The 14,744-nt window shown below is 33.2% G+C and carries 12 protein-coding genes and 1 riboswitch; of the genes, 10 read left to right on the forward strand and 2 right to left on the reverse strand.

Translation table 11 applies throughout. The features are described from left to right. Window positions 1-24 precede the first annotated feature (24 nt). The 4 genes from BM077_RS01745 (at window position 25) to BM077_RS01760 (ending at window position 6,225) form a co-directional block, all read left to right on the forward strand. Complete coding sequence (locus tag BM077_RS01745; protein ID WP_089747942.1) at window positions 25-2,097, forward strand: cytochrome c3 family protein; 2,073 nt, start codon at window positions 25-27, stop codon at window positions 2,095-2,097. A gap of 178 nt (window positions 2,098-2,275) precedes the next feature. Next, the gene (locus BM077_RS01750; protein WP_089747940.1) at window positions 2,276-3,682 is read left to right on the forward strand and encodes a cytochrome c biogenesis ResB family protein; all 1,407 of its coding nucleotides are present in this window, start codon (window positions 2,276-2,278) and stop codon (window positions 3,680-3,682) included. Between the two features lie 190 nt (window positions 3,683-3,872). Then, window positions 3,873-4,715 carry a c-type cytochrome biogenesis protein CcsB gene (gene ccsB, locus BM077_RS01755; protein ID WP_218124630.1) on the forward strand — a complete coding sequence of 281 codons (843 nt, stop codon included), beginning with the start codon at window positions 3,873-3,875 and terminating at the stop codon, window positions 4,713-4,715. A 73-nt stretch (window positions 4,716-4,788) separates the two neighbouring features. Continuing rightward, window positions 4,789-6,225 carry a B12-binding domain-containing radical SAM protein gene (locus BM077_RS01760; RefSeq protein ID WP_089747938.1) on the forward strand — a complete coding sequence of 479 codons (1,437 nt, stop codon included), beginning with the start codon at window positions 4,789-4,791 and terminating at the stop codon, window positions 6,223-6,225. A 158-nt stretch (window positions 6,226-6,383) separates the two neighbouring features. On the opposite strand, the gene BM077_RS01765 is transcribed toward BM077_RS01760, so the two are convergent. Beyond that, window positions 6,384-7,103, reverse strand: coding sequence for a cytochrome c3 family protein (locus BM077_RS01765; RefSeq protein WP_218124629.1), 720 nt, complete (start codon window positions 7,101-7,103; stop codon window positions 6,384-6,386). A 162-nt stretch (window positions 7,104-7,265) separates the two neighbouring features. Beyond that, window positions 7,266-7,988, reverse strand: a complete 723-nt coding sequence (locus BM077_RS01770; protein ID WP_177175528.1) for a cytochrome c3 family protein — start codon at window positions 7,986-7,988, stop codon at window positions 7,266-7,268. Window positions 7,989-8,137: 149 nt separating this feature from the next. Next, window positions 8,138-8,222: riboswitch (cyclic di-GMP riboswitch) on the reverse strand. A gap of 322 nt (window positions 8,223-8,544) precedes the next feature. On the opposite strand from BM077_RS01770, the gene BM077_RS01775 reads away from it, so the two are divergent. The 6 genes from BM077_RS01775 (at window position 8,545) to BM077_RS01800 (ending at window position 14,710) form a co-directional block, all read left to right on the forward strand. After that, window positions 8,545-9,810 carry a sensor histidine kinase gene (locus BM077_RS01775; RefSeq protein ID WP_089747932.1) on the forward strand — a complete coding sequence of 422 codons (1,266 nt, stop codon included), beginning with the start codon at window positions 8,545-8,547 and terminating at the stop codon, window positions 9,808-9,810. Continuing rightward, window positions 9,803-10,897, forward strand: a complete 1,095-nt coding sequence (locus BM077_RS01780; protein WP_176941598.1) for a response regulator transcription factor — start codon at window positions 9,803-9,805, stop codon at window positions 10,895-10,897. The genes BM077_RS01775 and BM077_RS01780 overlap by 8 nt, the downstream gene beginning before the upstream one ends. A 240-nt stretch (window positions 10,898-11,137) precedes the next feature. Next, window positions 11,138-11,593 (forward strand): dTDP-4-dehydrorhamnose 3,5-epimerase family protein, encoded by a 456-nt coding sequence (locus BM077_RS01785; RefSeq protein ID WP_089747929.1) that lies wholly within the window; start codon window positions 11,138-11,140, stop codon window positions 11,591-11,593. A 4-nt stretch (window positions 11,594-11,597) separates the two neighbouring features. Further along, entirely contained in the window at window positions 11,598-12,605 is a 1,008-nt protein-coding gene (rfbB, locus tag BM077_RS01790) for a dTDP-glucose 4,6-dehydratase (protein ID WP_089748025.1), read from the forward strand. 77 nt (window positions 12,606-12,682) lie between these two features. Continuing rightward, window positions 12,683-13,279, forward strand: coding sequence for a cyclodeaminase/cyclohydrolase family protein (locus tag BM077_RS01795; protein ID WP_089747927.1), 597 nt, complete (start codon window positions 12,683-12,685; stop codon window positions 13,277-13,279). A 210-nt stretch (window positions 13,280-13,489) separates the two neighbouring features. Then, on the forward strand, window positions 13,490-14,710 hold the full coding sequence (locus BM077_RS01800; RefSeq protein WP_255361532.1) for an FTR1 family iron permease: 1,221 nt from the start codon (window positions 13,490-13,492) through the stop codon (window positions 14,708-14,710). Window positions 14,711-14,744: the final 34 nt, after the last annotated feature.

Here is a 14,744-nt window from a genome sequence, read left to right on the forward strand (position 1 = left end):
TTAAGCGGGAGGAGGGATTTAGATATGAAACTTGAAAAAAGTTTTATAATCTGTTTTTTAATAGGGTTAGTTATTGTATTTACTATTCCGGTTATGGCATTAGGAGGAAGTAAAGTAGAGAATACAGTACATAATTTATCTTCTAGTGGTCAAGGGGATATAACGTCTTCCGAAAATAGAGTATGTGTATTCTGTCACACACCGCATAATTCAAATCCGGCTAAGCCATTGTGGAATCATAGCTTATCAGGTTCTACATATACAGCTTATAATAGTACCACTTTAGATACTACTAGTACTTCTATGAAATCTTTAACAGGTACGACGACTAAGCTTTGTTTAAGTTGTCATGATGGTACGATAGCGATTGGTAACTTAGCAAATATGAATATTGCTATGAGTGATAATAGTGGGACAGAAGGACCAAAACTAAATAATGATAAGCTTATTTCTAGTGCTAATTTAGGAATTAATTTAGGCAATGATCATCCGGTGCTTTTTAAGCCAGATGGTAGTGACTTAGAAATAAATACAAGCTCTACTCTTTATGATTCCGGAGGTTATTTACAGTGTACTTCTTGTCATGAGCCGCATGATAATACTTATGGCAACTTTTTAGTGAAAGATAATACCAATGGTGCTTTATGTACTACATGTCATACTAAGAATGGATGGTCGTCAGGTAACGCTCACTATGATGTTGGTATGACCTGTCAAGATTGCCATACACCACATAATGCTAATGAGCCAGTAAGATTGAAAGCAGCTTCCGAAGAAAAGTTATGTTATCAGTGTCATGATGATACCGGTAGTCGTTATGGGGAATGGACTAGTGTTCCTGATATTGGTAGTGTAATAGATAATGCTAGTGGAGGTTCTGTCCATCCAATTGAAGACGCTAATTTATCTAATAGACATGATGCTTTAGAAAATAATACTGATGGAAAAGTTAGTTCAAGTAATAAGCATTCTGAGTGTTCAGATTGCCATGATCCGCATCAGGTTACAGCTAGTAATCCTTTAAATGGTGTACCAGGTGTTGATTTAAGTGGAACTGCAGTTAGTTCCATATCAAACAGCTATGAATTATGTTATAAATGTCATCAAGGAACTAATGGGTTACAGGATAGTACCAATTCTGTAAAATATGTCTTCGATAATAGAAATTATACCCACGGTAATGGAACGAATGTTGAACGCTGCAATAAATGTCATGGTGGTAATAGTGAAGATGTAACTGGAGAAGCAGTTCACGGTTCTAATGCACCGGGATTATTAACACAATCCCAGTTTGTTGATGTAGCTAATCCAGGTCAGAATGATCTCTGTGTAAGTTGTCATGAAAATGGTGGTAATGGACCACCGCAAATTTATTTCGTTGATGCAACAGGTTCACAACATAATACTAAGTGTACAGCTTGTCATGGTGATAGTGTTAACTATGGTAGTGGGATAAATGTAGGAAGTGAAACCGGAGTACCGCATGGTTCAAATGTAAGTCCATTATTAAAGAATACACAGCCGGCTTTATGTCTTGACTCTGGGTGCCATAGCAGTACAGACCAAAGTAACAGTGTAACTACTAGATACCCTAGTGGATATGATATTCCCAATAGTGGTCACCCGTATAATATTACTAATAATGGTAGTAATAATCCACAGGATGGTTCCGGTTATGGGAGTGCTTCAAAAAGGCCAATAACTAAGACCTCGGGCTGTCAATCTTGTCATACAGAGCCTGATGTGCCTAGTGATGCACCGCACGCTAGTGATAATTATGGTATATTAATGGTGGATATTAATAGTCAAGGGGTCTGTATTGAATGTCATGAACCACCAAGTGATAATGGAGTACACAGAGAACATGCTCATGAAAGTGCAGGTGACTGTTATTACTGTCACGTTAAAGGACCACATGATGATACAGGATATGGAGACCCATATAAATTAATTAAAGTAGATGGTACATATCTTGATTCATTTAACGATGCTACTATAGGCAGTACGGGTTCAGGAACAGGTGGGAGTAGTGGTTATAGGGAGAATGATTGTTCATCTTCATGGTCTGGTTCAGGAAACTGTGGTGGAGAACATTAATACAAGTGATTTAAGGCTAGAGAATTATTTCTCTGGCCTTTTCTTGATTTTTAAGGTTAATATTAGATGTCATATAAAATTCATATAAATTAACTTTCTATTTATTATATAAATTGATATAATTATGTTAGTTATTGAAGGTTTTATTACTTAAAGTTTAATATAAGGTGGTGGGTAGATGATAAAGCAAATAACTGATAAGGTTTGGAAACTTGCCAAATCAAGAAAACTAGCTATTTGGTTAATAATTATATTAACTTTAGCCTCTACTATTGGAATATTAGTACCACAGAAAAGATTAGATTCAAAGGAATATCAAGAATGGATGCTTAATAATCCTGGATTAATAAAGATAATTAATACGTTTAAGCTAAATCATTTATTCCATTCTCGTTGGTTTATCGGTTTAGGAATTCTCTTTTTAATTAATCTTACTGCTTGTACCATTGAACAGGTAAAATTGGCTATTAGGAGATGGAAAAACTTTGAGCAGTTAAATTTTGCAATTAAGGATCTAAATAAAACGAAGGAATATCAAGTTAATAGTAAATTAAGTGATACTAAATTAAAAATGGAAAATGTATTAAATAAAAAGAGATATAAATTGAATCTTAAAAACGATGGTTTAATTGCTACTAAATATAAATGGGGGTTATGGAGTAGTGTTATCTGTCATATTGGCTTAATTATAATTATTATTGCTGCTTTAAGTAGTATGATGTTTAAAATGTATGGATATGATCCGATTGCCGAAGGACAAGTATTTACAGAAAGACATGAAGATTATTTTTATATTGAAGAGGCTCCTTTCTTTAATGAAGATCATTTAGGTTTTAAAGCAACAGTGAAAGATCAGAGAATTATATATGATGGTAATAAGTTTGACAAACTCGAAACTGATTTGGCAATTATCAAGAATGGGCGGATGATAAAAGAGCAGACTGTTCATAAGGGACATCCTTTAATTTATAAAGGAGTCTATTTTTATTATGATAAGCATGGCTATGTTCCTCTATTTACCTTATTAAATAAAGATAAAGATCCAATTTATCGTTCTTTTACTTTTTTCGATACTATAGAAGGTAAGAATGGAGAAGAATTTAATATGGAGTATCAGTTTCCTCAGACTAATCTAAAGATTAAAGCGACCTTTTATCCTGACTTTGCTATTAAAGATGGTGAATATATTACAAAAACAGAGTTAATAAAGAATCCGGTTGTTGATTTAGAAGTATACAAAAGTGAGAAAAAGATTTATGATGGTTTGTTAAAACAAGACAAGCCAATTCAATTAGGAGATAAGACGCTGACTATGGGGGAAGTAAGAGGCTGGACTGGCTTTGTGATCTCACGTGATCCAGGAAACACACCAATTTTCATTGGTTTTATAGTTGCTTTAATTGGTATGATTATGATTTATTTGGTGAACCCACGAAGATTGAAAGTAGAGTTTGAAGAAGTAGAAAATGGCACTAAAATTTATATTTATGGTAAGCAAGATAAATATAAAGCAGATTTTGAATTAAAAATTAAGGGATTAGTTAAAGAATTATACACAGACTGCCACAGACAAGCCACAGACTAAAGATTAAAGAGGAATAGATTAGATAAAAACAATTATAAAAAATAAATATAATATAAATTTCGTGTTAAAGATTTTATGATCAGTTATATATTAAAGAGTTAGTTTAAAAATAATCAAATGCTTTTATCAAATAATAATTAGAATTGAAAAGTCTTGTGTATAGTCTTGTGTCGAATGAATTTAAATAGAGGTGATTAAAATTTTAAAGCTTGAAATAATCTTATTCTGGATAGCTGTTGGTTTTTATGCCATTAGTACGTTCATGTATGTTACAGCCTTAACATTCAAAAAAGAAAAGTTCTTTCCCAAAGCTACTCTTTTAGTAAAGATAGGTTTAGTTGTTCATTCTATTGCTTTAATTGCTCGCTGGATTGAAGTAGGCCATGGTCCTTATATGACTCCTTATGAAGTCTTATCCAGTAATGCTTGGATGTCAACTGTAGCTTTTCTTTTGCTACAATATAGAAATAAAAAATTAAGGGTGCTAGGAACATTTGTAATGCCGGCTGTCTTTATCATGGTAGGTATTGCTGTAATGTCTTCAGCAGAAGCAGGAAATGTACCAAGTAGCTTTTTACTTTATTGGTTGATAGTTCATGTTTTATTTGCTAAGTTAGCATATGGTTCTAGTATGATTTCTGGGGGTTTAGCTGGATTATACTTATACAAAGAGCGAAGTGATAGATTAAATAAGAGTAATTATCTATTAGATAAGTTGCCATCGATTGAACAATTAGATGTTCTAAGCTATAAGTTTGGAGCTTTTGCATTTATTATGTTAGGAGTTATGATAGCCTCCGGTGCTGTGTGGGCTAATAAAGCTTGGGGGCGTTACTGGGGCTGGGATCCGGTAGAGACATGGGCTTTTATTTCATGGTTGATCTATGCTTTATACCTCCACTTAAGGGTTATGATAGGTTGGCGTGGTAAGAAGGCAGCTTGGTTAGCGGTATTTTCTTTTCTAATGGTAGTCTTCTCTTATTTTGGGATTACATTTATTTACCCTACAGTTCATGAAAACTTAACTGTTTAAACAAGGAAATAGCAGGAATTATGTAGAAGATATTAATGATGAAATGAAATTTTGTAATTATAGGAGAGATAATATGGTAGAAAAGATACTGTTATTAACACCGCCTTATCATACTGAAATTATAGAGATTACTGGTAAGTGGCCACCCTCAAGTCTAGCATATTTGGCAGGAGAAATTAGAAAGGCTAATTTTGAAGTAGAAATATATGACATAATGACTAAGGATATAGGATTAGAAGAAATCAAAGGCTATATAGAAGAGTATTCACCGGATGTAGTAATGATTGGCGCCTTTACTGCTACGATTAATGCAGCGATAGATACTTTAGCTAAGGTAAAGGAAGTAGATAATCAGATAGTAACTTGTTTAGGTGGAGTTCATCCTACTTTCTGTTATGATGAAGTCTTAAACGAAAATCAAGAAGCGATTGATTATATAATTAGAGGAGAAGGAGAAATTACTGCTAGAGAGCTTGTGGTAGCTTTAAGAGATGGTGCAGATACTTCAGAAGTAAATGGACTAGCCTATTATCAAGATGAAGAGATTATAATTACTCCTAAACGAGAGTTGATTGCTGATTTAGACTCATTAGATCCAGCTTGGGATCTCTTTGATTGGGAAGAGTACTATTATAAAATTACCGAATCTAGATTAGCGGTTATTAGTTCATCCCGAGGTTGTGATCATACTTGCAGTTTTTGCTCACAGCATAAATTCTGGGAGGAGAAGTATCGGGCACGAAGCCCAGAGAACTTAGTAGAAGAAATAAAATATTTACAGCAAGAGTTTGGTGTAGAAATGTGTATGTTTGGTGATGAGTATCCTACCAAGGACCGAGAAAGGTGGGAGAGGATACTCAATTTATTAATTGAAAAGGACTTAGGCATGTATTTCACTATGGAAACAAGGGTTTCTGATATAATTCGGGATAAAGATATCTTAGATAAATATCGTGAAGCTGGTTTTGTCCATATTTATGTAGGAATAGAGTCTACTAAAGAAGAATTATTAGAGCAGTTTAATAAAGAGATTACTACTGATGAATCGAAAGAGGCATTAAGATTATTAAATGACGTAGGAATTATAACGGAATGTTCATTTATCTTAGGTGATATAAAGGAGACTAAGGAGTCGATTCAACATACAGTAGAGTTAGCTTTAGAATATAATCCTGATTTAGCTCACTTTTTATTATTAACACCGTGGCCTTATGCTGATATATATGATGAAGTGGCTGATTACGTAGTAGAAGAGGACTATTCTAAATATCATTTGGTTCATCCAATTATTGAACCAAATGATATGAGCAGAGATGAACTATTAGAAGAAGTGTATAACTGTTTTAAAACTTTTTATATGCAGAAAATGAAGGATTATTTACAGATGGAAGATTCTTTTAAGAAAAAATATATGATGCGCTCGATTAAAATATTATTAGAAGACTCGTTTTTGACGGAGAAATTAGGAGTGGCTAATATGTCTAAGATGATGAAAATGATGAATTTATAGAAGAAGCAGGTTAATTAAAATTAGCTTGTTTTTTTGTTGTTAAACATATTATCTTGGAAATATAAGGAGAAATATAATTTAATTTTAAAGTAAAAAGAAACAGCCACCATAAGGCCTCTGGACGCTTAGGCCGCTGGGTTCTAGGCTGTTTCTTTTGGTTATTTAATATGACAAGTAGTACAAAGTTGACTATTTGTGTTTGGTTTAATTAAGAATGGTTCATACTGTGGATCATGAACGTTATGGCAAGAAGTACATTCTAACTTACCATTACTTAGCATATCATCAGCAATTGTACCAGTTATTCCACTGGAAGCAGATGGGTCTCTTAATTCACCGTCAGCTGTAGCTAATGCGCTATCATAAGTGAATGATACTGGATGGTCATTACTCAAATCTTGACTTAAAAATGCTTCGGTTACTCCTAAATCTTTATTATTATGACAACTATTACAACTATCATTAGTTGTGTCAGTACTCATTCTTTTATGTTCACTTGCTTGTGTATAGTCTGCTGGTTTATTTAAAACAGAGTCAACAGCGATTGTACCATCATGACAACTTAAACAGAGTAAAGATTGAGTGCTAATTGAAGTAGTAGAACTATCTAAGGTATTACTATCATAAACTGTATAGGCATTAGCTGATGGTAAAGGACGATTCCACAAGGGACCATCAGAACTACTATTATGTGGAACATGACAATAAGCACAAGGAGATTTATAATCGTTGAATTTTACTCCAGCGTGTTTATATTGATTCCAACTAGCAGTTAAATCATGTTTAGAATTCTGAATTGTACCAGCTTGAACCGTAAAATTTATTGCTAATAATAATCCTATAACTATTACTAGTGTTTTAGGTTCCATTTTAACCATATAATTTCCCTCCTTTCTATTCAAATTAAATAGTTTGACTTGTTAGTAATTAAAGAGTCATATTGTTTAGTTTAGAGGTGATTAGTGTTAAAACATTAACTATGTATATTTCTATAAAATAAATTAGTTACCTTCGATGTTATAGCAAAAGAGGAAAAAAGATTATTTGTCATGACAAGTTACACATAAATTCTGCCCTTCTTTAATTAAGAAGTTACCATATTGCGGGTCATGGACATCATGACAAGAAGTACATTCCAATTGACCATTGCTTAACATATCATTTGCAATACTTCCACCTAGTCCGCTAGGAGCAGAAGGATCTTTCAAACCACCATCAGCAGTAGCTAAAGTGCTATCATATGTAAAAGAAACTGGATGGTCATTACTTAGGTCTTGTGAAAGAAAACTACCTAATTTACGACCAATTCCTCCATAATGGCAGTTACCACAGTTTTCAGAAGTTCGCTGAGCTCGCATGTGGTCTCCATAATTTGATATTTTTTCCCATGGAGAATTAAGTAGTGTGTCAACAGCGATTGTACCATCATGACAACTTAAACAGAGCAAAGACTTAGTATTAATTGAAGCAGTAGAACTGTCTAAGGTTTCACTATCATATAAGTTATAAGCATTAGCTGATGGTAAAGGGCGATTCCAAAGTGGTCCTCCATTTTGATTACTATTGTGGGGGATATGACAATAAACACACACTTGCTCATAGTCTTCAATAACAAAAAAGGTTTCTGAATGGGATCCTTTCTTACTTAAAGCTGATAAGTCATGTCTAGAACCTACAATTGTTCCAGCTTGACTTAAAGAACTAGTAGCAAGCATAAAAACCATTATAGTTAATATTAAGTATATACTTTTTTTGATTTTCATCATTTTACCTCCTTTCCATATTATGTGTTATGATAGTGATTATATCTATAAGAATAATTATGACCTTATACCTATAACATTATTTATAAAATAAGGTTAAAAATTACACATAATAAAATAAAAATACCCAACATTCTTTCAATATTAATGAGAAAGTTGGGTGGGTTCACTACTTGCTCCCTATAATCAAAGTGACCAAATTGCAGATTATAGTTCATCGCTTCCATGATTCAATATTTATTTTATAAAATAAATCACAAATTTAAAATACTAGTACTTACTTTGTAGAACTCATATGTAATTAATTCTATATTTTAAATAAAATACCTTCTTTATTATGAACTTTTTATGACTTTTATCATAGCTAAATTAAATATTAGTGCAAATATAATACATGTTATAATATTTATACTTCTTCTAAAGATAAATATTGTCTTTAGACAAGGGTTTCAATAATTATGCTGGAAATAATAAATATAGTGAATAGTTAATATATGATAAAGATAATGTACAGATTAAAATCAAGGATTAATTTACAAATGAAAGGAGTAAGCTAATGCCATCATTCTTAGAAATCGATAAAGAATTACATTTAACCGATTTAATAGATATTGAAATCTTACAACAGATTCAGGATAGATTTGCTGAGGCTACTGATTTAGCGGCTATTATTATCGATGACCAAGGTGAACCTGTAACTAAGCCAAGTAAGTTTTCTGACCTATGTAGCTTGATTCGTTCTACAGACAAAGGGAGAAGTGCTTGTTTTAAGTATTCGTTTCCTATTGATAAGCTAAAGGAAGATAAGAAGCTTTCGGTCTATCACTGTCATATGGGATTTATAGATCTCATAGCTCCTATTGTAGTAGCCGATGAATGTTTTGGAGCAGTAAAGTGTGGACAGATTCTGCCACAACAACCAGATCAAGAAATGATTAAGAAGGTTGAGACTAAGTTAAGTAAATTAGGTATTGAAGAAGCAGAAGTTGAAAACTTAATAGAAAAGATGAAGCAGATCCCTAAACCTAAGATTAATGCTGCGGCTGATTTGCTATACCTTTTAGCTAATTACATAGTAGAGATGGGAGCTACTACTTTAATTCAAAAGCAGTTACATTTTAAGAATTATCAATTAATGCAAGAGATTAATAGTCGTATGGAAGTAGAGAAGAATTTACAGCAAGCAGAGTTAAAAGCTTTACAATCACAGATGAATCCTCATTTTTTATTTAATAGTTTAAACATTATTGCTAGACTGGCTTATTTAGAAGGTGCAGATGAGACTAAAGATATGGTGCATGCTCTTTCTGATCTTCTTCGTTATAGTCTGCGAAAAGAAGAAATAGTGACTTTAAATGAAGAACTAAGTTATATTCAGGATTATATAAAGATTCAAAAGGCTAGGTTTGCAGAAAAGATTGAATTTATAATCGATGTTGATGAGGATCTATTAAAGTATAAGATTCCTTTTATGAGTCTACAGCCTTTAGTTGAAAATGCAATTATTCATGGTTTAGAGCCTCGAGGAGAGGAAGGAGTAATTAAGATCGTAAGTGATGAAGATGAAGATAGATTAATCATTAAGATTATTGATAATGGAGTTGGAATTCCAAAAGAGAAAATTAGAGAGATCATTGAAGCACGAGAAAGAAAAGTAACAGAGACACATACCTCAGGAGTAGGGATCAATAATGTTCATCAACGTTTGCGTCATTATTATGGTTCGAAATATGGAGTAGAGATTGATAGTACGCTTGGTGAAGGTACAGAGGTTAGAATCTATTTTCCAAAGTTAGAATTTGGGAGTGATGATGATGTATAAGGCATTAGTTGTTGATGATGAACAGTTAGAACGTAGGGTGATGAAGAAGATAATTACTGATGAAGTACAGGAAGTAAGATTAGTTGGGGAAGCGGAGAATGGGAATGAAGCACTAATAGTAGCTGAGGCTGAGAGACCAGATATTATACTAATGGATATTAAGATGCCAAAAGTAGATGGGCTAGAAGCAACCAAAGAGATAGCGAAGTTATACCCTAGTATTAAGATCATAATCATAACTGCTTATAATGAGTTTGACTATGCACAGCGAGCCTTGAAATACGGAGCAGTAGACTATCTATTAAAGCCGGTTAAACCAGAAAAGATTATTGAGGTCTTAGATGAATTGATAACTAAGATTGAAGAAGAAAGGCTTTATAACCAACTGGTAAAACAAGGTCATGATAATCTTGAGGAGAGTGCCCAATTTCATCAAAAAGTCTTTGCTAAGGAAAAGAAGTTATATGAATTAGTAAAAGAGGGAGAAGTTAAAGAAATCGGTTCTTTTGTTGACCAGCTGTTAGATGAGATTCAGCAGGATGATTATGAATTAGTCAAAGTTAAAATTAGAATTATTGAGTTTTTAGTTTCGTTATCTAGAACCATAAATCAAGAAGCAGAAATAGAGATCTGTCACTTTTACTTTGAAGAACTAATAAGTGAATCAGCAGAGATTAATTCTATGAATCAATTCGCTAGTTGGGTAAAAAATAAATTAAAGATAGTAGTCGATAAAGTAACGAAGGCTTATGATGAAATAGAAGATGATATAATTAAACAAGCTACTAATTATATTAATAGAAATTATGACCAAGACCTAACTTTAGAGAGAGTAGCTAAAGCTGTTCATCTTAACCCTTCCTATTTAAGTCATACTTTCAAAGAAGAAACCGGGAGCAACTTTACTGACTATTTAACAAAAATTAGATTAAAAAAAGCCCAGGAATTGCTTAAAACTTCTAAGTCTAAAATTACAGAAATTGCCCATCAAGTAGGTTATCAAAACTCTAACTATTTTAGTCAAGTATTCAAAAAAGAGTTTGGACTAACACCAACTCAATATAGGAAAGAGAAACGTAATTTTTAAGAGGCCCTTAAAATAGGGTCTCTTTTTTAATTACATACCATTTATTCTAGCCAACATATTTCCGAAACGACTCTTAAAAACAGTTTGGAGCCATGGAGGGCGGAAAACTGTTTTTCGACAGTGAGCGGAGCACGATGCGGAGCGAATGACAAGTGGAGGATATGTGTTGGCTTATCTTTATTCCTCCGAATAGTATATAAACCAAATGAATAGATAAAGTAGTAGGAGGTGGCAAACTCTATGATTCAAGGAGTAAAGACGAAAGAATTAAAAGTTATTCCTGATGAACGTGGTAGACTAATGGAGATGTTACGGGCAGATGATGATCTATATCAAGGATTTGGGCAGGTTTATATGACGACAGCTTACCCAGGGGTAGTTAAAGGCTGGCATTATCATAGAAAACAGACTGATAACTTTGTGGTAGTCAAAGGTATGATGAAGGTAGTCTTATATGATAATCGAGAGGATTCATCAACCTATGGAGAGGTTAATGAGTTCTTTTTAGGAGAGTATAATCAGAAGTTATTACAGATTCCACCGTATGTCTTTCATGGTTTTAAGTGTATTACTGAGGAAGAAGCGATAGTAGTGAATATTCCTACTGAGAAGTATAATTATGAAGAACCTGATGAATATCGAGTTGCTCCTCACGATAATGATATCCCTTATGATTGGAGGAGAGAAGATGGATAGAGGAATGACTCTTTTAGTTACCGGGGGAGCGGGGTTTATTGGGAGTAACTTTGTAAGATATATGTTGGAGCAATATCCAGACTATCAAATTATAAATTTAGATAAGCTGACTTATGCTGGTAATTTGGAAAACTTAAGAACAATAGATGATAATCCGAATTATAAATTTATCAAAGGAGATATTATTAATAGAGAGTTAGTTGAATATATTTTTGCTGAATACGAAGTTAATTATGTGATTAATTTTGCAGCCGAGTCACATGTTGACCGTAGTATTGAAGAACCTGATATATTCATTAAGACTAATATTATGGGTACGCAGGTGCTATTAGATATAGCTAAAAAGTATTGGTTAGATAAGTCTGAAATCCAAAACGAAAGATTACGTGCAACTAAATTTATACAGATCTCAACTGATGAAGTTTATGGTTCGTTAGGAGAGGAAGGTTACTTTACAGAAGATACACCTTTAGCTCCTAATAGTCCTTATTCTTCGAGTAAGACCGGAGCTGACTTAGTAGCTAGAGCTTATTATAAGACTTTTGGTTTACCAGTTAATATTACGAGGTGTTCTAACAATTATGGCCCATACCAATTTCCCGAAAAGCTAATTCCTTTCTTCTTAACTAATGCTTTATATGATAAGGAACTACCGCTTTATGGTGATGGCAAGAATGTGCGTGACTGGTTGCATGTAAAAGATCATTGTCGTGCTATAGATTTAGTCTTGCATGAAGCCCCAAGTGGGGAAATATATAATATTGGTGGTAATAACGAGATGACTAATCTAGAGATTACAGAAATAATCTTACAAGAATTAGATAAACCGACTTCTTTAATCAAATTTGTTGAAGATAGATTAGGACATGATAGAAGGTATGCGATAGATGCCAGTAAAATTAAGAAAGAGCTAGGCTGGGAGCCAGAATATACATTCAATGGAGGAATAGCAGAGACAATAGAGTGGTATTTGAATAATCAAGAGTGGTGGCAATCGCTTAAAAATAATTAATTTGTGATATGTGTCATAGTAATTTAATGCTAAATTAACTATAATTCGTTAAAAGAGCTAGTAAGGTGGTGTTATTAATGATAGAGAATAAAACAATTAAAGAGTATTTATCAGAATTAGGATCGAAGAACCCTACACCTGGCGGAGGAAGTACTGCAGCTTTAGTAGGTGTATTTAGTGCTACTTTAGGAGAAATGGTCTGTAATACTACATTGCGGAAGCGAGAGGATAAAGAAGTAGATGTATACTTAGAAGAATTAAAGAAACTACAAAATGAATTAAATAACCTAATTGAAGCGGATATGAATGCTTATCAAAAAGTAATAGCGGCTTATAAAGGAGGAAATAAAGAAGAGATTAATAAATCCTTAGTACATGCAACTAAGGTTCCTTTAGCGATCATGAATAAGTCAATAGAGGTGCTTAAAGTTTTAAATAACTTAGTGCAATTAATTAATTATACTGCTTTAGGAGAGATAGGTGTGGCTATTATGTTAGCTGAATCAGTATTAGAATCAGCCGGATTAATAGTTGAAATTAATCTGAGTAAATTTGTTAATGACCAATTTTATGAGAAAGGAAAAAAGCAAGTCAAAGAATATTTAATGCTAGGGAAGAGAATAAAGAAAAAAGCTATAGCCAAGTTATACCAATGTCAGCAAGAAGGGGAATGATAAGTTAAAATTATATTTTTTCATAAAGATGCCTTGACAAGGTAAAAAGAATATGCTAACATTATAGTGAGATTGATAAACAATATCAATTAAATATTTTTTATAGTTTCTTGATAATTATTATCAAGATAGGTGTGAAGGAGTTATTTTTTTACATACTAATGATAATGAATTTCATTACAATGTAGAGTTTTAAAAGGAGGAATTATATTGCTAAGTAGTAAGAAAAAGCTATTAATAGTGGTTTTGGCTATGCTGATTCTAACTGCTGGTTTTACGTTAACTAGTCATGCAGCTAATTCTTGGCATAATGTCGTTAATGACATTGAAGTCAAAATTAATGAAGGTTTGAGCCATTATTCTAATGGTGATGTTAAGGCCGCTAAGGAGAGTGTAACTGATGCTTACTTTGGGCCTTTCGAAGGAGAAGAGATGGAACAGGCAGTACAAAGGAATGTAGGTAGTCAGAATGCATTCAAAGTAGAGTATATGTTTACACAGATTAAGAAATTGATGGGGAAAGGTGCTCCTAAACAGGAAGTAGAACAGATGGCCACTATGCTTATTAAGGAATTAAAAGCATACGCCACGCAATTAGATAAAGTAGCACCTCGAGAAGAGACTAGTCCTTTTAGTCAATTTATTTATTCATTCATGATCATAGTTCGAGAAGGATTTGAAGCTATCTTAATTATAGGTGCTATAATTGCTTACTTAATTAAATCTGGTAATAAGGACAAAGTTAAGGCGGTATATGGTAGTACTGGATTAGCAGTTGTTGCTAGTATTATAACTGCTGTCTTATTACAGTTTGTCTTTAAGATTAGCGGTGTCGGTCAGGAGATATTAGAAGGAGTTACCATGTTATTGGCTATGGTAGTCTTATTCTCAGTTAGTTTCTGGTTAATCAGTAAAGTAGAGGCGAAAAAGTGGGAAGAGTATATTCAAGGTAAGGTGGAAGACTCCTTAACTACTGGTAACAGTTTTGCTTTATGGTCTGCTGTTTTCTTAGCAGTTTATAGAGAGGGAGCAGAAACAGTCCTTTTCTATCAAGCATTAATAGCAGATGCAAATAAAAGCAGTTATGGAATGATTGGACTAGGCTTTTTAGTAGGTTGCGTGGCTTTAGTAGCGATCTATCTAATCGTTAGGTATGGTAGTGTTAAGTTACCGTTAAAGCCATTCTTTATTGGGACAAGTACTCTATTATATTATTTAGCTTTCGTTTTTGCTGGACAAGGGGTTAGAGAATTACAAGAAGCAGGAGTTGTTGGATTAGGCAAAATTGAAGTGATACCAACTATTAGCTGGTTAGGAATCTATCCAACTTGGCAGACATTGAGTTTACAAGTAGTTTTGGTTTTAGCAGCAGTTATAGGTATAGGTTATCAGTTCTTAGGTGACAGTGGAGATGCACAAGTTAGTGCATAACTTAAAATTAAAATAAGAGTAAAAGGATTAAAAA

Origin of the sequence: Candidatus Frackibacter sp. WG13, from assembly GCF_900114655.1 — a bacterium.
Lineage (GTDB): Bacteria > Bacillota > Halanaerobiia > Halobacteroidales > Acetohalobiaceae > Frackibacter.

What these genes read in the sequence shown, in the direction of transcription:
- BM077_RS01745 (WP_089747942.1), top strand. Translation starts at nt 25, where the DNA reads ATGAAACTTGAAAAAAGTTTTATAATCTGTTTTTTAATAGGGTTAGTT.
- BM077_RS01750 (WP_089747940.1), top strand. Translation starts at nt 2,276, where the DNA reads ATGATAAAGCAAATAACTGATAAGGTTTGGAAACTTGCCAAATCAAGA.
- BM077_RS01760 (WP_089747938.1), top strand. Translation starts at nt 4,789, where the DNA reads ATGGTAGAAAAGATACTGTTATTAACACCGCCTTATCATACTGAAATT.
- BM077_RS01765 (WP_218124629.1), bottom strand. Translation starts at nt 7,103, where the DNA reads ATGGTTAAAATGGAACCTAAAACACTAGTAATAGTTATAGGATTATTA.
- BM077_RS01770 (WP_177175528.1), bottom strand. Translation starts at nt 7,988, where the DNA reads ATGAAAATCAAAAAAAGTATATACTTAATATTAACTATAATGGTTTTT.
- BM077_RS01775 (WP_089747932.1), top strand. Translation starts at nt 8,545, where the DNA reads ATGCCATCATTCTTAGAAATCGATAAAGAATTACATTTAACCGATTTA.
- BM077_RS01780 (WP_176941598.1), top strand. Translation starts at nt 9,803, where the DNA reads ATGTATAAGGCATTAGTTGTTGATGATGAACAGTTAGAACGTAGGGTG.
- BM077_RS01785 (WP_089747929.1), top strand. Translation starts at nt 11,138, where the DNA reads ATGATTCAAGGAGTAAAGACGAAAGAATTAAAAGTTATTCCTGATGAA.
- rfbB (WP_089748025.1), top strand. Translation starts at nt 11,598, where the DNA reads ATGACTCTTTTAGTTACCGGGGGAGCGGGGTTTATTGGGAGTAACTTT.
- BM077_RS01795 (WP_089747927.1), top strand. Translation starts at nt 12,683, where the DNA reads ATGATAGAGAATAAAACAATTAAAGAGTATTTATCAGAATTAGGATCG.